Source organism: Pontibacter actiniarum (assembly GCF_003585765.1).
Lineage (GTDB): Bacteria > Bacteroidota > Bacteroidia > Cytophagales > Hymenobacteraceae > Pontibacter > Pontibacter actiniarum.
This window is the reverse complement of sequence record NZ_CP021235.1, coordinates 3,673,428-3,699,070: the sequence shown is the minus strand read 5'-3', so window position 1 is coordinate 3,699,070 and position 25,643 is coordinate 3,673,428. Positions and strand designations below refer to the sequence as shown.

The 25,643-nt window shown below is 53.7% G+C and carries 20 protein-coding genes and 1 tRNA gene; 5 read left to right on the top strand and 16 right to left on the bottom strand.

The features are described 5' to 3' along the window. Positions 1-138 precede the first annotated feature (138 nt). From CA264_RS15885 to mfd, 5 genes are all read right to left on the bottom strand, one after another. Positions 139-981: a hypothetical protein gene (locus CA264_RS15885; protein WP_025608374.1), complete on the bottom strand. Its 843-nt coding sequence runs from the start codon at positions 979-981 to the stop codon at positions 139-141. Between the two features lie 162 nt (positions 982-1,143). Continuing rightward, positions 1,144-1,551 (bottom strand): response regulator, encoded by a 408-nt coding sequence (locus CA264_RS15880; protein WP_025608373.1) that lies wholly within the window; start codon positions 1,549-1,551, stop codon positions 1,144-1,146. A gap of 25 nt (positions 1,552-1,576) precedes the next feature. Continuing rightward, entirely contained in the window at positions 1,577-4,624 is a 3,048-nt protein-coding gene (locus tag CA264_RS15875) for a PAS domain-containing sensor histidine kinase (RefSeq protein ID WP_025608372.1), read from the bottom strand. A 178-nt stretch (positions 4,625-4,802) separates the two neighbouring features. Then, positions 4,803-6,413, bottom strand: a complete 1,611-nt coding sequence (locus CA264_RS15870; RefSeq protein ID WP_025608371.1) for a PAS domain-containing protein — start codon at positions 6,411-6,413, stop codon at positions 4,803-4,805. Between the two features lie 146 nt (positions 6,414-6,559). After that, complete coding sequence (mfd, locus tag CA264_RS15865; protein ID WP_025608370.1) at positions 6,560-9,931, bottom strand: transcription-repair coupling factor; 3,372 nt, start codon at positions 9,929-9,931, stop codon at positions 6,560-6,562. A gap of 203 nt (positions 9,932-10,134) precedes the next feature. Here mfd and CA264_RS15860 point away from each other — a divergent pair, with 203 nt between their 5' ends. Both CA264_RS15860 and CA264_RS15855 read left to right on the top strand, forming a co-directional pair. After that, the gene (locus CA264_RS15860; protein ID WP_025608369.1) at positions 10,135-10,710 is read left to right on the top strand and encodes a hypothetical protein; all 576 of its coding nucleotides are present in this window, start codon (positions 10,135-10,137) and stop codon (positions 10,708-10,710) included. A 7-nt stretch (positions 10,711-10,717) separates the two neighbouring features. Further along, positions 10,718-11,104, top strand: a complete 387-nt coding sequence (locus CA264_RS15855) for a hypothetical protein (RefSeq protein ID WP_025608368.1) — start codon at positions 10,718-10,720, stop codon at positions 11,102-11,104. Between the two features lie 38 nt (positions 11,105-11,142). On the opposite strand, the gene CA264_RS22145 is transcribed toward CA264_RS15855, so the two are convergent. Continuing rightward, positions 11,143-11,382 (bottom strand): hypothetical protein, encoded by a 240-nt coding sequence (locus tag CA264_RS22145; RefSeq protein ID WP_025608367.1) that lies wholly within the window; start codon positions 11,380-11,382, stop codon positions 11,143-11,145. A gap of 139 nt (positions 11,383-11,521) precedes the next feature. Here CA264_RS22145 and CA264_RS22140 point away from each other — a divergent pair, with 139 nt between their 5' ends. Further along, entirely contained in the window at positions 11,522-11,812 is a 291-nt protein-coding gene (locus CA264_RS22140; RefSeq protein ID WP_025608366.1) for a hypothetical protein, read from the top strand. Positions 11,813-12,313: 501 nt separating this feature from the next. Here the strand turns inward: CA264_RS22140 and CA264_RS15840 are convergent. From CA264_RS15840 to CA264_RS15815, 6 genes are all read right to left on the bottom strand, one after another. Next, complete coding sequence (locus tag CA264_RS15840; protein ID WP_162912089.1) at positions 12,314-13,045, bottom strand: phospholipase A; 732 nt, start codon at positions 13,043-13,045, stop codon at positions 12,314-12,316. 483 nt (positions 13,046-13,528) lie between these two features. Next, positions 13,529-13,975 (bottom strand): PepSY-like domain-containing protein, encoded by a 447-nt coding sequence (locus CA264_RS15835; RefSeq protein ID WP_025608364.1) that lies wholly within the window; start codon positions 13,973-13,975, stop codon positions 13,529-13,531. A gap of 238 nt (positions 13,976-14,213) precedes the next feature. Beyond that, the gene (locus CA264_RS15830; RefSeq protein ID WP_025608363.1) at positions 14,214-14,420 is read right to left on the bottom strand and encodes a hypothetical protein; all 207 of its coding nucleotides are present in this window, start codon (positions 14,418-14,420) and stop codon (positions 14,214-14,216) included. Between the two features lie 30 nt (positions 14,421-14,450). Further along, positions 14,451-15,158: a methyltransferase domain-containing protein gene (locus CA264_RS15825; protein WP_025608362.1), complete on the bottom strand. Its 708-nt coding sequence runs from the start codon at positions 15,156-15,158 to the stop codon at positions 14,451-14,453. Then, positions 15,133-16,260 carry a type III polyketide synthase gene (locus CA264_RS15820; RefSeq protein ID WP_025608361.1) on the bottom strand — a complete coding sequence of 376 codons (1,128 nt, stop codon included), beginning with the start codon at positions 16,258-16,260 and terminating at the stop codon, positions 15,133-15,135. Before CA264_RS15820 ends, CA264_RS15825 begins: the two co-directional genes overlap by 26 nt. Positions 16,261-16,398: 138 nt before the next feature. Then, positions 16,399-17,514 (bottom strand): NAD(P)/FAD-dependent oxidoreductase, encoded by a 1,116-nt coding sequence (locus CA264_RS15815; RefSeq protein WP_025608360.1) that lies wholly within the window; start codon positions 17,512-17,514, stop codon positions 16,399-16,401. Positions 17,515-17,684: 170 nt separating this feature from the next. On the opposite strand from CA264_RS15815, the gene CA264_RS15810 reads away from it, so the two are divergent. Beyond that, positions 17,685-18,065 (top strand): T9SS type A sorting domain-containing protein, encoded by a 381-nt coding sequence (locus CA264_RS15810; protein ID WP_025608359.1) that lies wholly within the window; start codon positions 17,685-17,687, stop codon positions 18,063-18,065. A 67-nt stretch (positions 18,066-18,132) separates the two neighbouring features. Here the strand turns inward: CA264_RS15810 and CA264_RS15805 are convergent, their stop codons facing one another. The 4 genes from CA264_RS15805 to CA264_RS15785 all read right to left on the bottom strand — a co-directional run bounded on the left by CA264_RS15805 (position 18,133) and on the right by CA264_RS15785 (position 21,422). Continuing rightward, positions 18,133-18,477: a hypothetical protein gene (locus CA264_RS15805; RefSeq protein ID WP_025608358.1), complete on the bottom strand. Its 345-nt coding sequence runs from the start codon at positions 18,475-18,477 to the stop codon at positions 18,133-18,135. Between the two features lie 911 nt (positions 18,478-19,388). Beyond that, positions 19,389-19,649: a hypothetical protein gene (locus CA264_RS15795; RefSeq protein WP_157593715.1), complete on the bottom strand. Its 261-nt coding sequence runs from the start codon at positions 19,647-19,649 to the stop codon at positions 19,389-19,391. 388 nt (positions 19,650-20,037) lie between these two features. Beyond that, positions 20,038-20,109, bottom strand: a tRNA-Arg gene (locus tag CA264_RS15790). An 80-nt stretch (positions 20,110-20,189) separates the two neighbouring features. After that, on the bottom strand, positions 20,190-21,422 hold the full coding sequence (locus CA264_RS15785) for a Pycsar system effector family protein (protein ID WP_025608355.1): 1,233 nt from the start codon (positions 21,420-21,422) through the stop codon (positions 20,190-20,192). Between the two features lie 378 nt (positions 21,423-21,800). On the opposite strand from CA264_RS15785, the gene CA264_RS15780 reads away from it, so the two are divergent. Further along, positions 21,801-25,616 (top strand): bifunctional metallophosphoesterase/BamA family protein, encoded by a 3,816-nt coding sequence (locus CA264_RS15780; RefSeq protein WP_025608354.1) that lies wholly within the window; start codon positions 21,801-21,803, stop codon positions 25,614-25,616. Positions 25,617-25,643 lie beyond the last annotated feature (27 nt).

The following is a 25,643-nucleotide window of genomic DNA, read 5'->3' as shown; positions in this document are numbered from 1 at the left end:
GCGTGATAATCAGGATGTTCCTTTTTAAGATAAGCAGCTTTATGCAAAATAACAAAGCCGGCGCAGTGGCCGGCTCTGTTGTTTGCTAACTAAAACTAATCTACTACCAAATCTACCTAATCTGGCTATTTATACGGCTTAGCGGCGCCAGCGTTGGTTTCTGTTGATGTCGTTGTAATAGTTGTCGTCTCCTGAGTCTACTTCGTCGGCCCAGCGCGGTCCGCCCTCAAAGCCTCTGTCAAAGTTGCGGTCGCGGTACGACTCGTAGCCGTGGTGGCCTCTGCTGCTGGTGCGCTCCGTCGGCGACTCGTGGCGGTTACGCTGGCGGTAGTTTGCATCGTCAGAGTGCCAGATGTCGTTCCAGGTGTCCTTCATGCGGTCCATAAAGCCGCGGTTGTCGCGCGGGTGCGGTGCGGAGGCGTCGTTGTCTGGGGTGTAGCGGCCCTCGCGGTACCAGTTGTGCGAGCCGCTGCCGTAGCGGTAGTCATCCTCTTTGTAGCGGCTGCGGCTGCCCGGGCCTTCGCGCCACTGGTCGTTCTGGTAGTCGTTTACATCGTAGCGGTTGCCTCTGTTTTCCAGCGCGTCTCCCGATGTGTGGGGCCGGCGCATACTGTGCTGCTGGCTGTGCTGGTAGTTGCCGCGGTCGCCGTGGTCAATGTAGTCGCGCTCGTTGCGGTAGGAGCTCATCGACTCGCTGCCGTAGTGGTCGTTCAGGTGGGCGTTGCGGCCCTGTGCGTAAGAGCTGTTGCGGTCGTGCTGATAGTTGTCACCGTACTTGCGCTGTGGCGAGTCCTGCGCGCCGCGCGGGTTGGGGCCTGTGTGGAAGTAGTTGCCTTCGCCCCACTGGCGCGTGTCTGTTCCGCGGTAGCCGTAGCGCTGCCCCTGTTGCTGGTTCTGGTGATGCTCTTGGTTATATAGTTTGCGGCCTATTTCGTGGTTCTCACCCTCGCTGCCGTTCAGGTTCATGGGTTTGTTTGCCATAGTTCTATCTCCTTGTTTTGATGTTGTACATATTCAATGTCCGCACGAGGCGGGCTTTTATGTACGGAGTAGGCCGGGCTATAGTTGAAATACAGCAGTTTACCCGCGCAAAAAGCACCCCTTACCACAAAAGGTGCTTTTTGCGCGGGCAGGGCAGGGGGCTTAGAAGTACTCCTGCATTATCTCGCGCACGTCGGCTTCGGCCAGCGGCTTAGAGTAATGCCTGCGCACGTCCGGGAACTGCTTGAGCTTCTCCAGGTCGTAAAAGCTTGCCGAGGAGGTAAGCATCAGCAGCACGGTGTTCCCCTTTTGCTCCGGAGTGTACTGCTGGTACTCCTCCAGAAACTCAAAGCCATCCATCACCGACATTTTGATATCCACAAAAATAAGGTCAGGGCGCGGGTACTCCGGCACGCCGGCGAAGGCATAGCTCAGGTAGTCGATAGCCTCCTCGCCATTCATAACGACACGTATGTCCGGGGCCACCTCCAGGCGGTTGAGGAGACGGTGGTTCAGGTAGTTGGTAGTCTCGTCGTCGTCGATCAGGAGTATGGTGTTCAGCTTTTTCATATTGATGTTCGGTAGTTGCGTATGCCTAAGATTTCTTCATTTTAAAGTATAGGTAGAAAGTGGTGCCTTCGTTTAGCGTACTTTCGATGTTGATGTGGCCGCCATGGCTGCTCAGTAGCCTGTTTACGATGTAGAGGCCTAAGCCAGAGCCTTTCACGTGGCTGTGGAAGCGCTTGAACATCTGGAACAGCTTGCCCTGGTGCCGCGTCATGTCTATGCCCAGGCCGTTGTCTGCCACGCTAACCTCCACGTAGTTGCCTTTAATGCCGGAGCGCAGCCTGATCTCCGGCGGCCGGTCCTGAGCACGGTACTTGATGGCATTGCTGATGAGGTTGTAAAGTATGCTTTTGAGGCCCGCGCGTGTAAAGGCCACGAGCGGCGCCTCAGAAAAGTCAGTGTGCACAACGGTGCCAGACTCGTGCAGCATGTCCTGCAGGCTGGTCAGCACATCATCGGTGGTGCCCTGCAGGCTGAGGTCTTTTAACTCCCGGTCCCTGGACTTTTGCACGCGCACCACTTCGCTCAAATCATAGATCGTGTTGTGCAGCTGCCTGAGCGACTTGTTGAACATCTCGATCAGCTGCGGCGCCTCCGGGTCTTTGAACTGCGCATCGCGGATGAGCTCTTCAAAAACGCCGGCCATGTTTATCACCGGGAGCTTCAGGTCGTGCGAGGCGGTGTACACAAAGCTGTCGAGGTCCTGGTTGATGCGCTCCAGCTCCAGGTTTTTCTCTACCAGCTCTTCCTCGGCCTTTTTATGGTCCTCAATGTCGGTGCAGGTGCCGAACCACTTCACAATGGCGCCGCTCGCGTCGCGCATGGGAATGCCCTGGCCTAAGAACCAGCGGTACGTGCCCTTGCTACCGTTTCGGATGCGGTATTCTATCTCATAGTAGTCGCCGGACTGCACAGAAAGGAGCCAGCGCTCCCGGGCCTTTTGGTGGTCATCCGGGTGCATTGCCTTCAGCCATGCATCCGGCCCCTGGCTCTCTTCCAGGCTAAGGCCGGTGTAGCTTATCCACCGGCTGTTAAAGTAATCGGTGGTGCCGTCTGGGGTGGCCGTCCACACCATTTGTGGGATAGACTCAGTTAAGAAGCGGAAACTCCTTTCTGATTCCAGCAGCTGCTCTTGCAGTAATTTCTGGTCGTGTATGTCGGTGGCCGTGCCAAACCATTTAAAGAGCTCCCCCTCGGCGTTCCGGATCGGGAGGCCACGCGCCAGGAACCAGCGGTACTCCTGCGTTTCTACATTGCGCAACCGCAGTTCGCGCTCATACGGCAGCCCGTTCTCCATCGAGGCAAGCCAATCCTCGGTGGTCGCCGCCAAATCGTCCGGGTGCAGCGTTAAGGACCAGCCAAAGCCAAGCGTCTCCTCCTGCGTCATCCGGGTATAGTCGTACCATTGCTGGTTAAAGTAGTCGACGCGCCCATCGGGTGTGCTGCTCCAGACAATGTGCGGAATGGACTCGGCCAGCAGTCTAAACCTGTCGTTGCTTTCCTGCAGCGTGAGCAAAGCCTGCTTTTGCTCTTCGATGTCTGTGTGGGAGCCTACCCACATGGTGATGCTGCCCTCACTGTCCCGGATGGGCAGGGCCTTGCCCAGGAACCACCTGTACGTGCCATCCTTGCCCGATTTCCACCTGTTTTCATCAGAGAACGCTTCGCCGGTGGCTATGCTGTGGAGCCAGCGCTCCCAGGCCCTCTGGCGGTCATCGGGATGCAGGTAGTTGGCCCAGTCGTCCTGTGTCGCAGGGTCTGCGCCGGTGTACTCGTACCATCTGCTGCTATAGTAGTCTATAGTGCCCTCGGGGGTAGCCGTCCAGGCCATGAGCGGCTGCGCCTCCAGTATCTGGGTAATGCGTGCCGAGCTTTCCCGGAGCTGCTGTTCAACCTGTCGCTTTTCCGTTATATCGTGCATGGCGCCTATCATCCGCGTGGGCTTACCGTTGCTGTCCCGGATGATAGAGCCTCTGTCCTGGATGAGCTTGTAGCTGCCGTCGGCGCAGCGGAAGCGGTACTCCTCCTGCCAGGCTAACTGGCCGCCGTTGATGGCTTTGTGAATGGAGGCTTTAACGCGGGCCCGGTCGTCCGGGTGGATGCGCTCCGTCCAGAAAGCGGAGTCTGTGGTGCCTGCCTCGTCCTCGGCGAAGCTCAGCAGGGTTTTGTAGCCTTCGTTCCACCAGATGGTATCGTCTGTTAAATTCCAGTCCCATATCACGTCATTTGTGGCTGTGGCAATCCGCTGAAACCGCTCGCTTATATCCGCCAGCTGCCGCTGATGGCTCTTCTGCAGGCTAATGTCGGCTGCAGAGCCGATCAGGCGGAGGGGCTGCCCGGAGGCGCTGTAGAAAACGTAGCCGTGGCTTAGCACATCGGCATAGGTGCCGTCGGCTCGTTTAAAGCGGTACTCCACACAGAAGTCGCTTTTCTGCTCCTTCAGTAGCTGGAAAAAGGTCCGGCGTATCTGTGCAGCGTCCTGCGGGTGCACGTGGTGCATCCAGCTGGCTGCGCTGTACGCGGGTTCCTGGCCGGTGTATCCGAAAAGCTGCTTGTAAGACTTGCTCCAGGTGATAGTGTCTTGCTGCAGGTCATAATCCCACAGGGTGCCGTTGGCCGTGAGCGACATGAGCTCCAGGCTTTCCAGCGATACCCTGGCCTCGCGCTCTGCCTGCACCTGCTCGGTGATGTTGCGGGCCTCGTGCAGGATGTAGGCGACCTCGCCCTCCTTATCGCAAACAGGGGTGTTGACAGCCTGCCAGTACATCTCCTGCCCCTGCGCTATGTCAAACCGTATTGGGTTGAGGGTAACCGGCTCTTTCTGCTGCAGGGCGGTCTGGAGGGCGTTACGCACCTGCTCCAGGGAGGCCCGGTTCCAAGGCAGGCCGCTGTCGGTAAACGCTTCGAAGAAAGGCTTTCCCACAACGGCTTCCTCCGGTGTGTTGATGGCCTGCAGGTAACTGTCGGTGGCGGCCCACACGTGCAGATCGGGAGAAATAAGCAAATACAGCTCCGGCAGTGTTCGGAACACGGTTTCGAAGTTTACTTTTGAATCCAGAAAAGAAGCCTGTTCCATTGTCACGGATAGGAAGTAAAGGTAAAGCCGGTTTCGCTATGGGGCGGCACACGAAGCGTAAAGGTAGCATTTCATACGCTAACGCAAAGGCCCGCTACTGCTGCGCCAGTCATGAATATGGGTAATACAACAAATGAGGCATTTTGTTTTACTGTGGCCGCCTTATTAGTGCCAATGCTTAGGTTTTCGCTTTAGCCTTGTAGAGCACCAGCTCCGTAACCTCTACCGCGGATATCAGGATGCCCTCCGTGTTGTGGTTCTGGTCTATGATCGGCTGGTACCGCAGGTTAAAGTAGGCGTTCTCCATTTTGCCGTTGTTGTGCCTGTCAAAAGGCAGACAGAACTCATCGATGCTGACGGAATCCTGCTGCCGGTACACCTGCTCCAGCAGGTCGAAGAAGTTGAGCCGCTGGAGTTCCGGCCAGATTTCCCTGGCGGTCCGGCCCAGGTACTGGCGGTTGCCGTACATGCGGTAAACGCCCGGGGTAACATAGCGGCACACGTGGTCGGGCCCCATTAGCAGGCACAGGTGGGCCGGCGAAAGCTTGAGGATGTTCTCCAGCTGCTGGTCCTTGAGCTGTATCTGTGCGAGAGCGACTTTCTGCTCATCAATGTCTGTATAAGAGCCGATCCAGATCTTTACCTTCCCCTGCTCATCGTACATAGGCACGCCACGGTCCAGAAACCAGCGGTACTCTCCGGTTATGTGGTTCCGGATGCGGTACTCCAGCTCAAACAGGTCGCCGCTCTGGGTGGCTTCCAGCCAGTTTGTCAGCAGTTCGGCGGAGTCTTCGGGGTGCACAACGTTTATCCAGCCGTCTGTCTGGCCCGGCTTCATGCCCGTGTAGTTGTACCAGTTGTTGTTAAAGTAAGTCAGGCGCCCCTTGGCATCAGCTATCCAGGCCATGTGCGGGAGTACCTCCAGCATGTGCCAGAAGCGTGCGTCGCTTTCCCGCAGGTCTTTTTCAAAGCGTTTACTGTGGGAGAGGTCCACAATGGAACCAATAGTGCGGGCAGGGTTTCCGTTGGTGTCGTAGATAATATACCCCTGGTCCAGGACGTGGGCGTAGGTGCCATCGGCTTTTAGGAAGCGGTACTCGCCAGACCATACTTTGTTCCCGTTTTTGGTGGCGTTTTTGATTCCCTGCTGCACCCTTTCGAAATCATCAGGATGCACGCGCCGGTCCCAGGACTCGCCACCGCTGCCCATTTCTTCCGGGGTATACCCAAAGATCTCCAGCAGGCCTTTTCCCCAGCTCATTTTGTTGCTTGCGATGTCATACTCCCACGATACCGCATGCAGGGCATCTGTTAGCATGTACAGCCGTTCCTGGTTATGGAGCTGCTCCTGCTGGTTTAGCACCTGCTCGGTAATGTCGCGGGCCTCGTGCAGGATGCACAGCAGGTTGCCCTCCTCATCCAGTACGGGTTTGTTGCTCGGGCTCCAGTAGCGCTCCTCAAAACCGCCGCCCTGGCTTGCCGGGCGTGGAATGTCGTAGCGCAGTATCTCCATTACGTGCTCCTGCCGGTGCTCCAGCACGTGGCGCAGGGAGTGCTCAAAATTATGGGCGGAGTCCAGGTCAGGGGTGGCCGGGTTGTTTGGGAATACCTCAAAGAAGTAGCGCCCTGTTACGTTCTCGCGGGAGGCGAGGGTCGTGCGCAGGTACGCGTCTGTTGCATCCTGTATAACCAGCTCAGGGGTAATGATGACGTACAGACCGGGCAAGGCGCGAAAAATGGGCCCTAGCGAGGGAGTAGTTTGTTTTGGGTTGGTGTCATTGTGTGGCATGGGGCGCAGCGTAAGAAGCACGGTAAAGTCAGAAGATCAAGATATACTTTAACTTCTAAAAAGACAATAATAAAAGTACGCCCCGGCTCTTTTACAGAATAAAGCCGGGGCGTACGTCTATACAGGTATGGCGGGTATCAGGCGGGCTACGCCGAAACGGCTTCTTTTATGCCCAGCCCTTCAAACACCTCTTTGGCATCGGCTATACTTTGGATATCCTCTACAATAACAATTAACTTATGCTTCGCCTCTTTAAGGCGCGATTTGCGCGGGTGCTGCTGCACATACTTGAGGATGTTGCCAAACACATCTGACTGGAAGTACTTGTCGTTGTTTTCGCTCGGCAGATAGCCCTTCATCACTTCTTTTTTAATAGTGAGCTTCTCAAAACCCAACTGCTGGGCCTGCCAGCGCAGCTTCACGATCTCTACAAGCTGTTGCACTGCCTCCGGTAAAGGGCCAAATCGGTCTACTATACTTTCGCGCAGTTTCTCCAGTTCCTGCAGGTCTTTGGTGCTGTCGAGTTTGCTGTACAGGTTCAGACGTTCTGAGATGTTGCTCACGTACCAATCCGGTATCAGCACTTCCATATCGGTTTCGATGTTGCACTCGCGCACCGGCTCTATGAATTCGGCCAGGTTGTCGTTCAGGAACAGGTCGCGGAATTCGGTTTCTTTCAGTTCTTTGATGGCATCGTCAAGTACCTGGTGATACATCTCAAAGCCAAGGTCAGTGATAAAGCCACTTTGTTCGCCGCCCAACAGGTTACCCGCCCCGCGAATGTCCAGGTCGCGCATGGCAATCTTGAAGCCTTCGCCCAGGTCAGAGAATTCTTCCAGCGTGCTCAGGCGCTTACGGGCATCAGACGGTAAGCCTGCTACAGGTGGTGTTAAAAGGTAGCAGTAAGCTTTTTTATTTGAGCGACCTACACGGCCACGCATCTGGTGCAGATCTGATAGACCAAACATGTGCGCGCGGTTAATGATGATGGTGTTGGCATTTTCAATATCCAAGCCAGATTCGATGATGTTGGTACTTACCAGCACATCATACTCGCCGTTTACAAACTTCATCATGCGTTTCTCCAGCTTCTCAGGCTCCATCTGCCCGTGAGCGTAAGTTACCTTGCAGTCTGGTACGTGGCGCAGAATCATAGCGGCAATCTCCTCAATGTCTTTAATACGGTTGTGTACAAAGAACACCTGGCCGCCACGCTTCATCTCGTACACAATGGCATCCCGAATCAGCGCCTCGTCAAACACATGTAGTTCTGTTTTTACCGGCTGGCGGTTTGGCGGTGGTGTGGCGATAACAGAAAGGTCACGGGCACCCATCAGCGAGAAGTGCAGCGTGCGCGGAATAGGCGTAGCCGTAAGCGTCAGCGTATCCACGTTTATCTTCATCTCCTTCAGCTTCTCCTTTGTCTTCACCCCAAACTTCTGCTCCTCATCTATAATCATCAAGCCAAGGTCCTTAAACTTCACGTCTTTGCTTACGATGCGGTGCGTACCAATCAGGATATCCACTTTGCCTTCAGCCACACGCTTTAAAGTGTCTTTGGTGTCTTTAGCTGTTTTAAAGCGGTTCACATAATCCACTGTTACCGGGAACTGCTCCAGGCGGTCGCGGAAGGTGCGGTAGTGCTGCATGGCCAGAATAGTGGTAGGCACTAGTATGGCTACTTGCTTGCCGTCGCAGGCAGCTTTAAAGGCCGCGCGAATGGCAATTTCTGTCTTACCAAAACCCACGTCGCCACAAACCAACCTGTCCATCGGGTGCGGCTGCTCCATGTCGGCTTTTACATCTTCGGTTGCCTTGCCTTGGTCTGGGGTATCCTCGTATATAAAAGACGATTCCAGTTCGGCCTGCAAAAAGCCATCACGGGTATAAGCATAACCTGGAGCAGCTTTGCGCTTGGCATAAAGGCTGATCAGCTCGTGTGCAATATCTTTAACCTTGCTCTTAACCTTCTTCTTCTTGTTCTCCCACTCTGGCGAGCCCAGCTTACTCATACTTGGCGGACCACCTTCCTTGCCGCTATACTTGCTGATCTTGTGCAGGGCGTGTATACTTACATACAGCAAATCATCATCGCGGTAAACTAGCCTGATTGCCTCCTGCAAACGTCCACCAACCTCTACTTTCTCTAACCCGGCAAAGCGGCCGATGCCGTAGTCGGTGTGGGTTACGTAGTCGCCAGGTTGCAGTGAGCGCAGTTCTTTCAGCGTCATGGCCTTGGACTTAGAGTGCCCGGTTTTGGCCTTGTGCTGATAGAACCTGTCGAACAGCTGGTGATCGGTGTAGCAGGTTATTTTGAGTGTTTGATCAATGAAGCCCTCACGCAGCGAAACCGGCAGGTGCTGGAAACGCACGTCGTGGTCCAACTCATCAAAGATCATGGTGAGGCGGTTGATCTGGCGTGGCGAATCGGTAGCAATCACGTTTACGAAGCCCGCACCCTGCTGCTCGTGCAGGTCTTTCACCAGCCGCTTAAAGTCTTTGTTAAATGATGGCTGTGGCTTGGCCTGCAGCTGCATCACCTCCGTATTCTTGAAGTGGAAGCGCTTGCCGATCTCCACCACCGTATACTTCTCCAGTAGCTTCTTAAACTGCTTCTGCGTCTGGAACAGTTGCTCCGGGTCAGAAACGATTTGTGTACCACCGCTGGTAGCCATCATCTTCTCGAAGTTGTGCGAAGCCTTATCAAAGTACTCATCGATCACGTCCAGCGTCAGGCGTACATCCTTAAACCAAAGTGTGGTGTTGTTGGGCAGGAAATCAAGGAATGCCTCGCGTGTTTCCTGCAGTAGCTTGGTCTGTACGTTTGGTATGATGGAGATGGCTTTTTTCGTCTCCACCGACAGTTGCGTGTCGGGGTCGAAGGTGCGTATACTTTCAATCTCGTCGCCGAAAAGCTCGATACGGTAGGGCAGATCGTTGGCGTAAGAGTACACATCCACAATGCCACCACGCACGGCATACTGTCCTGCCTCATACACAAACTCCGTGCGCTCAAAACCATACTCAGCCAGCATCTCACTTAGAAAAGTTGTGTCCAGTTTCTCGCCTATCTTGGCTCCAAGTGTATTCTCAACCAGCGATTTTTTGTTGATCACCTTCTCCGTCAGCGCCTCCGGGTACGTCACGATCAGCTCACCTTTTCCCGTTTTCTGGTTCAGGCGGTTGAGCACCTCGGCACGCATCAATATGTTGGCATTTTCGGTATCGTCGAAGCTATAAGGTCGCTTGTAAGATGTCGGGAAAAGCAGGATCTCCTTTTCCTCCCCAAGCAGGTTTTTTAGGTCGGTATAGAAATAAGCTGCCTCCTCTTTGTCGTGCATCACGAAGAGTTGGTGCCCATAATTCAACGTATAAACCGCCGAGGCCAGCACAGCATCCTGGCTACCCGCCAGACCTTTAATCTGGAGACGGTAAGGTTCAGTTGCTTTTAGCCGTTGGGCAAGGGTTTGCACCACACTGTCGAGGCGGTAAAGCTCTAGGAAGTCTTTTACTTTCATTTAGTGATATTACAAAACAGCAAAGGCAGAACACAGGGCTTTTACAAAGTCGTGTTCTGCTATGTCTTCTCTACAAAGATACAAATAATCAATTCTCTATACAGAACATGGTGGAGGAGGAGAAGGTTGCGGGGAATGCTTGTATTAAATATATTACATATATTGCAATTTTACAGAAATGGAGAAAATTAATATAAAGCTTGATGAGATTGGTTAGAGACCCTATACATACTGGAATATATTTCTTTATAGGTTTTATTGTGACAAGTTTGCTTTATAAAGTTCTCCCTAATGAACAGCAAATACTTATAAATTATGTAACGCTCGCAGGTACTTACACATCAATTTTCGGACTGTTCGTAGCGTATGTGCAAATTGTGTCTGTGAAAGAAACTGCTGAAGCTACTAAAAGTGCCATTGATGATTCAAATAAAAGGATTATGCAGATTATGTCTGTTTCTGACTTATCACGAGCATTGAAGCTAGTTCATGAAATTCAAAATTATTTATTGGCTGAAAAGTTAGAAGCAGCTATCATTAGGATGAAAGATTTGAAAGTTATACTTATTCATCTTAAGTATAATAATGATCTTAAAATTCTAACAGAACGAGAAGAATATCATCAGTATATTACTGATGTAAGTATAAATTTAAATAATATTACAAGTGTTATTACAGGTAGTAAAACAGGGATAAGTATCACTAAAATAATCAAAGACCTTGATAATATAGAGTCTACTTTAGGTGATTTTGAAGGAAAGCTAAAATTTGAAGTATAAATATAATATGACTGATAAATTCAAAGATCTTGTTGAGCGGCTATTGAAGAAGACTGAAGCTAAGACTGCTATTTGGGCTAAATCTAGTTTAGCAAATGAGTTTAAACTAGTTTTGAGTAAAGGAGCAATCACTACAGATTCATGGCATGACTCAAATACTGGAGAAGATTTGGTTGACTTACGCATCTTAAATGAAAATGGTGATATTGTTGAAGATATCACTTTTAATAAGTCTGAATATCCAAATGGTTATGGAATGCTGCAGCAACTACATAGTGCGGCAAGGAGATCATATTATAAAGTTGATGAAACTATTGACAGTATTTTTAAAGAGTTAGATAGTGATAAAACTATAGGTAAGAGAGCGGATGAATCATCTGATTTGCCTTTCTAAACTTGCTCTTGGATTCTTTTTCTCTACATGTCGCCAGTTTAGCGCCAGCGCAATTTGTGGATTGCTATGAGGCCAGTTTGTAACTGGCGCCATTCCCGAATTATACTTTCGCCAGTTGCAAACTGGCTGCCATACTTCCCCACCTTTACCGCTTCGCTCAAACTGGCGGTATGGTCGGTATGTTGGTTTTTACTGTAGGGACAGGTCGTGACCTGTCCGAATCGTGCACCGGCAGTCATTCCTAAATTTGTCCGAATCAGGATTTGCAGGATAATCATAGGATTCGCAGGATCAGGTATGAAGCTGTCAACGGTTCCTGTTTCATCGTCAAGCTATCGCGCGGACAGGTCGCGACCTGTCCCTACAGGGCAAATTATTATCAGACACAGAATGCACATTATTGCCGTATACTAATGCATGACAAGACCCGACCGGAAACTTAACAGGTTGAGTGGTTTTGATTACAGCCGGGACAGTTTATACTTTGTAACCTCATGCGTGCAGAATAAAGCGTGTGTTTTTGATGAGGTGATTGATGAAGAAATGCAGCTGAATGAATGTGGCCTTATTGCTGAAAGACAGTGGCACTGGCTGGCTGAGCAGTATTCGTATGTTATTTTACATGCTTTTGAAGTGATGCCTAATCACGTGTATGGGATTCTGGAGATTGACCGGGATAGTATACAGGTCGGGACCTGTCCGCGCTAAGGCCTGACGATGAAACGGGTGCCGCGGCTAACTTATCACAGAAAACAAAATCCCTGTCAGAGTTAATTGCTGCCTATAAAACCACCACCTCTAAGCAAATTCGTTTGGCGGGTTTAACTGACTTCTCTTGGCAGCGCTCCTTTCACGACCACATCATCCGAAACAAACAATCATGCTTCCGAATAAAGAATTATGTCCTGACAAATCCTGAGAAATGGCGGGATGACGTGTTCTTTCAGTAAGTATAATGGCGTTATGCCGCCAATTTAGCGCCAGCGCAACTTGTGACTTCCTTCAATGCCAGTTTGTAACTGGCGTGGCCGTCAAGTATACTTTCACCTTTTCAAACCGACTACTGTACTTCACTACCGGTTCCTGCTACGCTCAAACTGACGGTGTTTTTACCAAAGGAACTCCCTGCTATAGCCGACAGGGCGCGAAATACGCTGTCGTCAGGGTGGTTCAGGCGTGGCTTTTTCTTGCGCGCGGGCAGCTCTCAGCTCAATAAAATAAATAAGTCGAAGGTTTTATGGCCAGTCCCAGCCGGAGCATGCTGCTTCGCTGCTGGTACTCTATCAGGTTTTCGGCGTAGCCCTGGTACCATTGTAGCGTTACGTACGCGTTGCCGGATTTGAAGGGCTTATAGTTTAGCTGCGTTTGCAGGCTGCCCTTCCAGCCGGACGTGCCCTTTCTGCCCCTGATGTCCAGCACCAGTTTGTCTCCCTTGATTTTCCAGATGTAGGTGGCCTGCCCGTAGCCGATGTACTCTATCAGGTCCGGGTTATCAGTCTTGTAAAGGAAGGGCACCCATGCCTTTAGCTGAAGTATGGATTTGGGAGAAGCTAACATGGTGTAGCTAAGGGAGACGTAATTCCAGCTCCTCGACCAGATGCTGTCCCGCCCGTTCGATTCGTGCTCTACCTGCAGCGCCAGCGACCCTTTTAGCTTGCCATCTTTGAAAAGTAATTTGCCCAGCCCGATGCCCGGGTTAAAGTTAATCTCCTCGAAGGGGCTGGACCAGTTGTAGATATCCCAGAAGGCCAGCTGTGTATAAGACAGAAACAGGTACGAGTTTAGTGGCAGGGAAGCATTGGTGAGCCTGTGCTTAAAGCTTATCTGGTACTTCACGTCGGAGTTCGAACTGGTGGGTGTTTCGCCGATGGTGGTTCCGGTAATAATATAGTTGTCTTTATATATCGTAAACGCTGGGGCCTGCTTCAGTATCTGGTTCACAGAGTCCCTGCTTATACCTTGCCCACTGCAGAGGCCTGTTGTTGTAATCCATAGCAAAAGGCTCAGGGCCCATGTGTTCTTCATAGCGCTCGTTCTAAGTATAAAGTCTTGGTGCGGCCTTCGGTAATGGAGGCATTTATAAGCAAACGGGTGCAGCAACTTCAGGGATAACCTTTCCGGAACTATAATTGGGAAAAGAGAGGTAATGCGCAGTGGCGGCGCGGCTAAACCAACTACGTTACTGTTTACCTGGTGCGCCTCAACATGCCGCCAGCTTAGCCCCGGCGCAACCTGTGGCTGCCTTTGATACCAGTTTGCGACGGGTGTGTTCTGTAAGTATACTTTCGCCTTTACAAATAGGCTACTGTGCTCCACTGCCAGCCGCTTTGCCCCACTGGCGGTATGGGAGGTGAGAACAGCTAAAAACAAAAGAGCCTGAAACCGCAGCTTCAGGCTCTTTTTTATAAAGTGCAATCTGGTTGATTAGTCCCAGTATGCAGGGGAAGTCACCTCTCTGCCATCGGCTGAGAGAACAACCTTTTTGTCCTGCCCTTGCTGGTCCAGCTCTACCTGGTAATAGGTCTGGCCGTCTTTCTCCACCAGCTCAATATCATCCAGGCGCATGCTTTTGTAGTTTTGGCCTATAGCCGTTCTTACCGTTTGCGGCAGGTCTTTCTCCATGATGTCGCGTTTGCTCATCAGGATTTTGCCGGATGGGTCGAGAAGAACTGTATGGTCAACGCGGTCCATGTCGAACTCCGCTTCGTAGTTGGCGCCGTCCATCTCCCAGTCAAGGTCGGTGGCGTTGGCGTACTTCTGGGTTAAAGCACTGGAAACTGCCTGGGGCACGTCTTTCTGGTCTACGTCTTGTGCCTGAGCAGATGCAAATGTAGTTCCCATAAAGGCTAATGCTATCACTATCTTCTTCATATCTCTTTGCTTTAAATGTTAAAAATAATCTACAGCACAAACTAACGACATGAATCTGAAGCAAATCTGTATCTGCCTGTAGCGCCGGTCTGTAGCGGGAGCACAATACAGCTTGCGGCCAGGCCGGGCATACAAGCTTGCCAATGGGGCGTTAACCGGGGCGAAAGGTGTGGAAGAAGCGCTAACGTGTCCGGGGGCAAAGACCACAGCGCTTGCAGGCGTTGTGGCCGCGCAAGCATCAGTCCCGCTTCCGAAGTTTGTCTGAGTCGCTCTTCCTGGTCGGAAAGATCAGGCGCAGCACGAAGTAAACGATCGGGGTGAGCGCCAGGACCAGTACCACCATCAGGATGATCTTGAGCGCCTTTACAAACACAGAGATAATGATGGCTGAGATGGCAACAGAAAGGATGAAAAGTAGCCAGAAGTTAATGGTATGCTTGCTCATGGGTTTTTTAGGGAAATCGTTAGACCAGTCTTAGCGCTTCTGCAGGAGCAGCTGCCAGCGAAACGCCCACATCCAGCGCAGCTCATACTTCTCCACCCCCGCCTGCCGCACCAGCTCCGCCAGCTCCTGCCGCCGGAAAGCGCGCCACACGGAGAGCGGCGCATCGTTTTTTACCAGGTAAGATTTGGAGAAAGCCGCCGTAATGTACTTGATGGAGTAGTACGCCAGCCAGTGCCGGTGCAGGTCGTTTACGATAACGGCCAGCTGCGCCTGCTGGTGCAGCTGCCGGAACATCTGTACCAGCTGCGCATCGGTAAAGTGGTGGCAGAACAGGCTGCAGACCAACACATCGTACTGCTCTAGGGCAAATTCTGCGGAGAGCACATCGTGCTGTACAATCGCGATTTCCGGGTAATGGCTGCAGCGGCGGCGGGCATACTGCACCATAAAATCATTGGCGTCCACGCCCACCAGCTCTACTTTTATACTTTTGCGGCGCGCCCAGCGGGCGATGCTTTTCAAGGTATCGCCGCCGCCGCAGCCGATGTCGGCGATGCGCAGGTGCTGCGGCCGGTGTGCCGCCACCAGTTTGTCCAGCGCGTTGAGCACTACCTTGTGGCCGCCCAGCCAGTTGTTGATTACCTCCAGCTCGTCCAGGTTCTGCCGCAGCTCCTCGCCGCTCAGCGTCAGGTCGTCCATCAGCTCCAGTTCGTTAGACCGCCGCTTTAGCATCCGCATAGTGTACTTTCAGTAACATAGATTCGAGGGTAAGACCGGGGCCGAAGGCAAAGCTCAGCACAGGTTCGTCCTGTTCCTGCGGTGTAAGCGTCTGCATCAGCTCCTTCAGCACAAACAGCACCGTGGCAGACGACATGTTGCCAAACTCCCGCAGCACCTGGTAGGCGAAGCGGTTGTCTTCGCGCGTCATGCCGAGCTCCTGCTCTATCACCTCCAGAATGCGCCTGCCGCCGGGGTGTATGGCAAACAGCTTGATCTCCGACACGGTGGTTTTAAGCCCCTGCAGCAGCCGCTCTGTGAGCTGCTTTATGCCTTTTTTGATGAGGTCGGGCACGTAGGAGGAGAGCGTCATCTCAAAGCCGGTGTCGCCGATGTGCCAGGCCATCTCTCGCTTGCCAGCCGGCGCAAGGTCGCAGTGGAACGACTGCAGCTCAAGGCTTACCTGCTCACAGGGCTGGCCCTGCATCAGCACTGCGGCTGCGCCATCGCCAAAAAGGGCGTTCGACACCAGGTGGTCCTGCTCGGCGTGCTTCTGAAAGTGGATCGTGCAGATCTCAGTGCACACCAGCATGACCTTTGCCTCAGGGTTGGCCCTGCAGATAGAGTCGGCGAGTTTGATGGCGTTAAAGGCGGCGTAGCAGCCCATAAAGTTTACGGCGGTGCGCTGCACGCAGGGCGAGAGCCCCAGCCGCTCCACCAGCTCGATATCCAGCCCCGGGGCATACATGCCGGTGCAGCTCACGGTAATCAGGTGGGTCAGGTCGCCTAGCTGCGACGGGCTGGCCAGCTTAAGGCAGTTCCGGATAGCCGCCTCCGAGAGGTCCACGGCGTGCTTGCGGTACACGCTCATGCGCTGCTGCACGGTTGGGAAGGGCTCCAGCGTTGGGGTGTTGGGGTAAAAGGAGAAGTCGCCGTTCTGGCGCGTGTAGTCTTCCAGCACACTGTAACGCTGGCCAATGCCCGACACCCGGTAAAGCGCCTTTAGCTTGCGCGTGTCCTGCTCGTCAAACTGCAGGGCGGTGGCCATAAAGTCTGCTACCTGCATCTGCGGGATCTTGTGCGGAGGGTTGGCCGTGCCGATGGCGCAAATGTAGCTTTTCATATGGTCGGGGTTGGTAGAGTGTATAGCGATATCTTACGAAGTATAGGTGCTTGTTTTACGGTGCTGCCCTGCGTGGCTGCTGTAGCTGCCACATGTGTTTCTAAGTACGGATGCCGTTCCATAATAGATGTGGCGCTGTCAGAAGGGGCGCCCGTGCGTTTGCCGCATAATGAGCTGTACCGCCCAGGGCAGGTGCTTCAGCGCCCCCACGGCCATCTCCGACAGCACCGGGCTGCCGAATAGGCCCTGCACCGTGCGGCCCAGGCGCAGGCGGTTCTCAAACTGTTTTTTCCAGGCGTGGGTGTAGCCCGCCTCCAGCTCTGCCCGGTTCTGGCCGTTGGAGAAGTAGTGCTGCACATGGTTGGTCAGGATCTTGGCAGAGTGTATGGCCATGGCCATGCCGTTGCCGCAAAGGGGGGTAATCATGCCGGCTGCATCGCCGCACATAAGCATGTGGTCCTCCACGCAGGTTTTGGTGGCAAAGGAAATCTCGTTGATAACTTCGGGCTGGCTGTAGAGGAACTCCGCCTGCTCAAAGACTTGGCGCAGGTGCGGGTTGCGGTAAAGCACGGCCTTCTCCATGGCGGCAACGGAGCCGTGCTTTTTCAGGTTTTCGCGGGTGGTCAGGTAGCAGAGGCAGTAGCGGTCGTCTTCCACGGCCGAGGTGCCGGCGTAGCCGTCTTTAAAGTTATGTAGCGCGATTTCGTTGCGCGGGGCATCGTGCCGCACATGGTACTTAACCCCGATGTAGGGAGAGCGGCTCCGGAAGAAGCTGCGCTGCAACTGGCGGTCTAAGTTAGCGCGCTTGCCAAAAGCCCCCACCGCCACGCGCGCCTGTAGGCGTTGCCCTCCTGAGAGGCGGGCAGTAAACCTATCGTCGGCAAAGGCGACTTCTTGCACTGTTTGCTGCAGCATAAATTGCACTCCCTGCCGCTGCGCCAGCTCATACAGGTAATTATCTAAGGTATAGCGGCTAACGCCGAAGCCCCCTAAGTCCAATTTTGCCTGCAGGGCACTGCCGGTAGGGGAGGTAAGTCTGAAGTGGTTGATGCGGGCTGGGCCAAGGGTGCTGATCTCTGCCCCGAGTTTGCGCAGGTAAGGCAGCACCTCGTTGGAAACGTACTCGCCGCACACCCTGTGAAAGGGATAGGCCTTTTTCTCCACGAGTGTTACTGCCAGCCCCGCCCTGGCTAAACCCAGTGCGCTGACCAAGCCGGCCAGTCCGCCGCCGATCACCAAAACATCCTTCGTCAAAATAATTAACTTTTATAAATTAATTTTGTCCAAATTTGTAGCCTGAAACTTGGTGAACACCCACTTTTTAAGGGGTACAATGCAAGAACAAAAAACTTGACCATCCGTTTTAATAAATGGAACGACTTTTGTCTATAATATTTTGAATAAGAATTCGATACGCGATTTATATGAAACAATTTATACTTTCTGTTTTTACATGCTTATCTGTGCTACTGGTACAGGCGCAGGCGAAACCGCCGGTGCAGGTACAGGCGGGGCAGCAAACGGGGCAGGAGAACCCCCTGGGCCTGGAGCAGAATGAGGATATTGCCATTTACCCGAACCCCAGCAACGGCGTTTTTACCATTTCAGTCTCTAACCTGGAGTCCCAGAAGGTAGAGCTGCGCATCCTCAACGTTATCGGTAACGAGATCTACCACGAAACGTTAACGCGCACCGAACCTAAGCTGACCAGAACCATTAACCTGGACCGCTATGCCAAAGGTTTGTACTATGTAAAACTGGAGGCTGATAATTACAGTGCGGTACGGCGGGTAGTGGTGAAGTAAACAGCAGCAGATACAGCGAAGGCGGCAGCTCTTGTAAAAGGGCTGCCGTTTTTTGTTTTAGCGGGATCTACTTCTTGCGCTCCGGAAGTATGGTTTTGGGCACATAGCCGGTGATGGTGGTGGTGTCCTGCCGGATACGCGCCTTTACAAACATGGCGTGGGCTGTGTCGAGCACGTTAATCTGCTGCGCCGTGTCAAAGTAGGCGAGGGAACTGGCCTGGAAGTCAGGCTGGCTGTAGAGCTTGCTGCTGATGAGGGGCTTGGTGGCGTAAAGCACATCGGGGGCCAGGGGCGTGGGGGCGCCTGTTTCGCTGGCAACGGTTGCTTGCTCGTCTTCCAGGTCTGTGTCTTTGTTGCCGGAGCAGGCACTTAAGCAGAGTAGGGCAAGGGTGAAGGGAAACAGGTTTTTCATGGCGCGTAAAGTATAGCTACTCCTATATATGTAGCTGCGGCTACAATGTTACGTTTACACAGGTCAAAAAGAAAATACAGCCTGCCTGCCCCGTGTTCTGAAGCCTGCCTGTCTTTCAATTAGATTAAGTTTGAAGCTTCCTGCACGGGTGTTAGGTGGAACTGCTCATTTGTAGGCAGCAGCAGGCAAGCATCTTTGTGGGGAAGAGGTTAAGTGGTTGTGTCTATAGAGCTCGGCTGTTTCTTCGTCTCTTCTATAGGCGCGGTAACAATCCCGTTAATCTGGAACTCCACTTGCTTGTAACCCGGTCTGTCGTTTCCTCTTTGCGGTAGGGAGAATACAGCACTTTCTCAACAGGGGCTGGTTTCGTCTGTGCCTTGCAAGGCACCAGCAGGCTAGGGGTGCAGTACTTCTGTAGCATCAGGTCGCTAATGGTGTAGCGGGTACAGCCCCTCCTCAACCTCTACCTTTACCATATACCAGAGCCTACGCTTCTCTACCTGCGTTCCGTGGCCTATGATAATGTCTTGCCAGGCTTTCCCCGTGATGACGTGCCTATCCCTTTCCTGAACTGATTCTAAGCGGCTCTGGTAGTATCCGTAAAGCCTGTGGTAGAGCTTGTCTGTACTTGCTGCCACTTCCACATGGCTAGTGTAGACGATGTTGCCATTTTCATCCCTTGGCGGTTCGGGCTGAGCAAGCGCCAGCAGCGGTAGGCATAGGAGCAGCGTGAGGAGGAGGTCTTCATTGTGGGAGCAAGTTTGTTTGGGGCAAGTATAAGAAATGGGAATCAAAAGTGGGGTATTGCGGCAGTAAGTAGTCTCTGTGCCAATCCATACTTCAAGGCATGGTGTAACAACAAAGGCCGCTCGTAGTTGAGCGGCCTTTGTTGTTAGTTTCCTGTCCTTACCTTACAGCACCGAAGCCCAGCCTGCTTCATATCCCCTCCAGTAAGCATCAAGCTCAGCCATAGATAGCTCTCCGTTGGGCTGCGAATAGCCGTACTCATAACCTGCTTCATGGTCCAGCTTTCCTTGCTTCCGCCCGATTCTTTCCCAAAAAGCCGGGTCTTCCGCAGTGGCTGTTACTTCGGTGGCCGCAGCGGTTTCAGTAACGGGAGCAAAGGCCGTCAGCAGGACTGCCAGCATCGGGACAAAGAGTTTCCTTCTCATATGGTTTATGTTTAAAGGATTGAACATGTCTAAAGCTCTTTACATTAATTGTATCCTGAAAGGAAGCTTACGCCTTAAAAGTAACACCTCTATGTAGTTCGCATCTGGTATGGATGGTAATGTAAGGTGGAGCCTCTTAAGCCGGGGCAGGCTGCTAAACGGTTAGACTCGGTACCACCTATGGCGCAACTTAACCAGGAACAGCGGCTGTGGTACATCACAAAGCTGGAGGGACAGGCACTGGTGCCAGCGGAGAGGTGTTTCTGGGTAGCCTAGGCTAAAACCGGAAAAACATGGTACACAGTAAAAGAGGTGCTGGTAAAGGGGCAAGGCAGCCTCAATAAAAAAACAAAAAAGCCGCTCTGCTTAACGCATGGCGGCTTCTGGGTGGCCCTGCCAGGAATCGAACCTGGATCTAGAGTTTAGGAAACTCCTATTCTATCCATTGAACTACAGGGCCGCAAAGTGTGATTTTGCATGGCGAATTTACACTAATATCCACCACAAAACAAACAGCGACACTCTTTGTATACCTGTAGCCTAGTAAGAGGCCACCGCCACCGCGAAGCCCACCACCGTGAGCACCAGCCCAACCATAAATATAGTATAGGAAATGCGCAGGATTTTATACTTGCGGTTGAGCACATCGCCTAAGTAGTAAATGTCGGTGATCATGTTGTTGTACAGCGATTTTTTGTCGCGCATGATGTCGTGCATGCCGCTCTGGAACTCCTCCAGGGGCAGGTTGGTGAAGTTACCGAAGAACAGTAGGTTGACTTTGCGGGTGTCCAGCTTTTTGTTCTTCTTTTTCTTAAACGTGAAGCTGGTCACCTCCGGCTGCGCCGAAATGATGGCAAACACAACGGAGCCTAGGGTGGTAAGCAGCAGAATGCCAATTGGGATCAGAAAAGTGCGGTGCGTGGTGTAATCGGCCCCGATGGTGGAGGTCTTGGCACTGAGGTAGGTAATGATCACCGAAATGATAATGGCGTTGAGGCTGATCATCATGTTCGCTTTGTTGTCGGCAATGGCGCTGAGGTTGAGGTGTGTGCGGTACGTGTTCCGGAACATAGTCTCGATACCGCGCTTAGGCTGGGCCAGCGTCTTGCGGTGCTTCTTCTCCTCTTTCTTCTTCTTCTTGATCTCCTTGTTGAGGCGGCTGCGCTGCTCCTGTATGTTCAGGCCCAGCTGTGCGGCAAACTTGCGCTGCGCCTGTATCGTGTGGAAGGTGGTCGATAGCAGGAAGTCCATCTGAAACTGCTCCCACTCATCGTCCGAGAAAAACTTGTCCTGGAAGATCTCCCACTCCACCCGCAGCAGCTCGGCGGTGGCGAAAAAGGTGTCCTTGCCGATGTTGGACATGTCCGCGTCCACCATTAGCTCCTGCTCCAGCGTTTCCGGGTCCTGCTTGTGCTGTGTGGCCAGGATAATGCCGGTGATATGGTCAATACGCTCCTGCGAAAACTCCTTCTCCTCAAGCCACTCCGTTGCAATGCGCACGCTCTCCTGCTCGTGCCCCTCATAGGTGGCAATGTAGCCTGTGTCATGGAACCAGGCCGCCAGCACCAGGTCCAGGAGCCTGTCCTCCGGTAGCCTGCTGAGCTGACCCAGCTCCTGCGCCTCGGCTACGGTCTCAAAAGTATGTTTGTAGTTGTGGTAGACAAGCTTCTTGGATAGGTTCTGCTTAAAGAGCCTGAACACATGCTCCCCGGCCTGCTTTACGATGGCCTGATCTTCCTCTCCAGCCTGTCTTGCTATTGTTTGGTCTTTCATAAGTGGTTTAGTTGCAGAGCTGGGGCCCGCGGTAGCGGCGGTTCTTCCCCAGCAGCGGTGGTGCCCAAGATGTGGCACATGGTAATCTGCGGTTACGGTAAAATCAGCTTTTTGTTAGTAGGAGGGGCCGCAGCGGCGGTGCCCGGTGGTGTATACGCAGGTAATAACTAAAAGCGGGCACCTTTCGTTTATGAACTTCAGTCCTGCCGCAGCTGTGGCACTCACTGTGCACGGATGGAGCGCAACCAAAAGCAACGTTACCCGCTATGCAACACCCGTTCTCACCCCAACCACTTCCGGCCCCTACAGGCCCTTGCTGTGGCGCTGGCACAGTAGCCGTGGGTGCCTTTCCGGCAGCAATACTAAGCATGTTATACTATGATTGAAGCTTTACAGAAGGCACAGCGGCTGTTGATGCGCCAAGGGTGGTGTGTGGCCCTGTGCCTGACCCTTTGTGCCTGTGTTAGTACCAAGCCTTATTACGGAGCAGAGTCGGTAAACTGGGAGGAGCAAAAGCCAACCGCCGGTAACGAGGTGCTTTACTCTGTTTTCCTGATCGGGGATGTGGGCGCGCCCAACCTGGACGGCGAACCGTCGATGCTGCTGATGCGCAAGATGATGATGGAGACCGGCATGAACAGCGCCACCATATTCCTTGGCGACAACGTGTACATGAATGGCCTGCCTGCCCCCGACAAGTATGACCGCGAGGTGTCGGAGAACCGCCTGAAAGCGCAGCTCGACATACTGAAGGGTTACCCCGGTGAAAAGTACATGATCCCCGGCAACCACGACTGGAACCACAGCGGCCGCGGCGGCCTGGAGGCCGTAATGCGGGAGCAGCGCTACGTGAACGAGTACCTGACGGAAGAAAACATCGTAGTGGGGGGCGACTTCTACGTGCCCGGCAACGGCTGCCCCGGCCCCTACGAAGTGCGGCTCAGCGATAACCTGGTGCTCATAGCGCTGGACTCGGAGTGGTGGCTGCACCCCTTTAACAGGCCCTACGGCGACAACAGTAGTTGCAGTGCGGCCACCGAGGGCGAAATGCTGGTGCAGCTCGAGGACCTGATCGAGAAGAACAGCGGCAGCGATATACTGGTGGTAGGCCACCACCCGCTCATGACGCGCGGAGAGCACGGCGGCTTCTTCACGCTGCGGGACCACCTCTTCCCGCTCACCATGCTCCGGGAGTGGATGTACCTGCCGCTGCCTGTCATTGGCTCCATTTACCCCTTTGCCCGCCGGTACGGCGGCATTCTGCAGGATATCCCGCACCCGCGCTACCAGGCGTACATACAGGGCCTGCTCGACATCTTCAGCAAGTATGACAACGTTACTTACGCAGCCGGCCATGAGCATGCGCTGGAGTATTTTAAGTATGGCGACCTGCCCCACATCGTGAGCGGTGCCGGCTGTAAAACAGATTACCTGAAACACGGCGGCGACGCCTCTTACCTGCAAACGGTAAAGGGCTTTGTGCGGGTGGATTACCATGAGAACGGAGAAGTGTGGGCTGAGTTTTGGGTACCGGATGATCAGGGGGAGACCGGTAAGGTGATGTACCGCACGCGGCTCTACACCAGAAAACCGCCCCGGGAGCGCCCGGTGGTGAAAGACAACACCAACTACGCCGACAGTACCATTACCCTGGCGGCAAACCCGGACTACCAGGCCAGCGGCCTGCGCGAGGTCATGCTGGGTGAGCACTACCGCGATGTGTGGGCCACCCCGGTGGAGGTGCCGCTGCTGGACATGAAAAACACCTTTGGGGGGCTTACCCCTTACCAGAAAGGGGGCGGCAAGCAGACGCTGGCGCTGAAGGTGCGCAACCCCGAAGCCAAAGAATATGCCCTGCGCAGCGTGGACAAAGATCCTGGCCTTGCGCTGCCGCCGTACCTGCGCCAAACTGCCGCACAAGACCTGCTGCAAGACCAGATATCGGCGCAGCACCCCTACGGCGCGCTCATTATTCCCCCTTTAGCCGATGCCGCCGGGGTGTACCACACAAACCCTGAGCTGGTGTACATCCCGGACACACCGTACCTGCGCCAGTACCGGGATGAATTCGGCAACACCCTTGCCTACCTGGAGGAAGACGCTGACGAGAACCACGAGGAAACAGCCAGCCTGGGAAACGCGAAGAACCTGGTGGGCACCGACAAGGTGCTGGAGGAGCTGGTGGAGGACAACGACCACGAAGTGGACCAGCAGAAGTATGTGCGGGCACGCCTTTTCGACATGTTGATAGGGGACTGGGACCGGCATGAGGGGCAGTGGCGATGGGTAGAGGAGGACAAGCCCGACAAAGGCAACCTGTACACACCCGTGCCCGAAGACCGCGACCAGGCCTTCTTTAAGGCAGACGGTGTGCTGCCCTGGCTGCTAACGCGCAAGTGGGGCATCCGCAACGTCCAGAACTTCGGCTACGACTTCGGCGACATCGTGGGGCTAAACCTCAGCAGCCTTACCCTCGACCGCACCCTTAGCTACAAAGTAACGCGGGAGGAGTGGCTGCAGCTGGCGCAGGACATCAAGCAAAGTGTAACCGACGAGGTGATAGAGCAGGCGGTGCAGGAGTGGCCGGAACCGGTTCGCGAACTCTCCGCCGCTGAAATAACGGCCAAGCTGAAGGCGAGGCGGGAAAAACTGCCGGAGGCAGCCGCAGCGTACTATGATTTTCTGACACAGTTCGTGGACATAGCCGGCAGCGACAAACACGAGCGCTACCTCATCAACCGCCTCAATGATAAGGAGCTGCAGGTGATCGGCTACAAAACCTCCAAAGAAGGGGAGATACTGAAGGAAATCTTCAACAGGACATTCTATACCGACGAAACCAAGGAAGTGCGTATCTACGGCATGGGAGGCCGGGATGCCTTCATCGTTTCCGGGGATGTGGACGAGAGCATTGTGGTGCGCATTATTGGCGGCGGCGACGAAGACGTGATCATCGACAACTCCCACGTAAGCGGGCTGAAGAAGCACACCATTGTGTATGACACGGAAGAGGGAAACCAGTTTAGCTTCGGCAGCGAGACCAAGGACAAAACCGACCCGTACGATGAGGTAAACATCTACGACCGCAACAACTACCTGCTGCCTTACCTGGGGCCGCGCCTGTCGGCGGAGTACAACGTGGAAGACGGCGTGTTTTTAGGGGCTGGTGTGATGCTGAAAACACAGAAGTTCCGCAAAGACCCCTACGCCTCGGCGCACCTGCTGGAGGCCAACTATGCCTTCCGCACGAGTTCCTTTAACGTGAAGTACACCGGCGACTTACAGGATGTGGTGGAGGATTGGAACCTGCAACTGAACGCGCACCTGCAGGGGCCGCAGTTCCAGCGTAATTTCTATGGCTTAGGCAACAACACCGGGCAAAGCGACAGCTTTGGCGACGACTACTACCACGTGCGCTACGAGCGCCTCTCGCTCAACGCCATGTTCTACCGCTTACCGGTGGCCTTCGTGAAGATCGGTTTCGGGCCCACTTACGATAGGTTCGAGGTAAACATGCCCGACAGGGAGAGCTTCCTGCTGGATGCGGCGCGTGCAGGCCAACTGCGCGAAGGCACCTATGATGCCGAAAAGGGCAAATTTGCCGTGCAGCATTACGTAGGGGCAAGGGCCTTCTCCACCATTGAGGTGATCGGGGCTGGCAGCACAGAGGCAAACCCGCAGATCGGCCTGCGCTGGTACAACAACATCAGCTACAACCAGCAGGTAGGCGGGGAAAAACTGCACTACACCAACATCAACTCAGAGTTCCGCTTTTACCTCAGTCCTAACTTCCCCTTTCAGCTGACCTGGGCCGGTAAGATTGGAGCAGCGCATAACTACGGCGATTACCGGTTCTTTCAGGCAAACACGCTGGGCGGCACCGAGAACCTGCGCGGTTACCGTCGCACGCGCTTTGCCGGCCGCAGCAGCCTGTATGCCAATGGGGAGGCGCGCCTGCAGCTCTTCGACTATAACCTGTACTTAACGCCTGCCAAGTTCGGGGTGCTGGGCTTGTTGGATGCCGGCCGCGTGTACCAGGACGGGGACCCTAAAGAGGCTTTCTTCAAGAGCCTGCACTGGGGCTACGGCGGTGGCGTGTGGGTAGACCTGATGAACCGTACCGTGCTGTCGCTGAGCTACAGCGAAGGCAAGGAGGAAGATCTGTGGATGCTGAACTTCGGCTTCTTTTTTTAACATAAAACGGATTTACAAGTATAAGGG

Excerpts from the sequence above, each read along its gene's own strand:
- CA264_RS15885 (WP_025608374.1), bottom strand. The coding sequence starts at position 981 with ATGGCAAACAAACCCATGAACCTGAACGGCAGCGAGGGTGAGAACCAC.
- CA264_RS15880 (WP_025608373.1), bottom strand. The coding sequence starts at position 1,551 with ATGAAAAAGCTGAACACCATACTCCTGATCGACGACGACGAGACTACC.
- CA264_RS15875 (WP_025608372.1), bottom strand. The coding sequence starts at position 4,624 with ATGGAACAGGCTTCTTTTCTGGATTCAAAAGTAAACTTCGAAACCGTG.
- CA264_RS15870 (WP_025608371.1), bottom strand. The coding sequence starts at position 6,413 with ATGCCACACAATGACACCAACCCAAAACAAACTACTCCCTCGCTAGGG.
- mfd (WP_025608370.1), bottom strand. The coding sequence starts at position 9,931 with ATGAAAGTAAAAGACTTCCTAGAGCTTTACCGCCTCGACAGTGTGGTG.
- CA264_RS15860 (WP_025608369.1), top strand. The coding sequence starts at position 10,135 with ATGAGATTGGTTAGAGACCCTATACATACTGGAATATATTTCTTTATA.
- CA264_RS15855 (WP_025608368.1), top strand. The coding sequence starts at position 10,718 with ATGACTGATAAATTCAAAGATCTTGTTGAGCGGCTATTGAAGAAGACT.
- CA264_RS22145 (WP_025608367.1), bottom strand. The coding sequence starts at position 11,382 with ATGATTATCCTGCAAATCCTGATTCGGACAAATTTAGGAATGACTGCC.
- CA264_RS22140 (WP_025608366.1), top strand. The coding sequence starts at position 11,522 with ATGACAAGACCCGACCGGAAACTTAACAGGTTGAGTGGTTTTGATTAC.
- CA264_RS15835 (WP_025608364.1), bottom strand. The coding sequence starts at position 13,975 with ATGAAGAAGATAGTGATAGCATTAGCCTTTATGGGAACTACATTTGCA.
- CA264_RS15830 (WP_025608363.1), bottom strand. The coding sequence starts at position 14,420 with ATGAGCAAGCATACCATTAACTTCTGGCTACTTTTCATCCTTTCTGTT.
- CA264_RS15825 (WP_025608362.1), bottom strand. The coding sequence starts at position 15,158 with ATGCGGATGCTAAAGCGGCGGTCTAACGAACTGGAGCTGATGGACGAC.
- CA264_RS15820 (WP_025608361.1), bottom strand. The coding sequence starts at position 16,260 with ATGAAAAGCTACATTTGCGCCATCGGCACGGCCAACCCTCCGCACAAG.
- CA264_RS15810 (WP_025608359.1), top strand. The coding sequence starts at position 17,685 with ATGAAACAATTTATACTTTCTGTTTTTACATGCTTATCTGTGCTACTG.
- CA264_RS15805 (WP_025608358.1), bottom strand. The coding sequence starts at position 18,477 with ATGAAAAACCTGTTTCCCTTCACCCTTGCCCTACTCTGCTTAAGTGCC.
- CA264_RS15795 (WP_157593715.1), bottom strand. The coding sequence starts at position 19,649 with ATGAGAAGGAAACTCTTTGTCCCGATGCTGGCAGTCCTGCTGACGGCC.
- CA264_RS15785 (WP_025608355.1), bottom strand. The coding sequence starts at position 21,422 with ATGAAAGACCAAACAATAGCAAGACAGGCTGGAGAGGAAGATCAGGCC.
- CA264_RS15780 (WP_025608354.1), top strand. The coding sequence starts at position 21,801 with ATGATTGAAGCTTTACAGAAGGCACAGCGGCTGTTGATGCGCCAAGGG.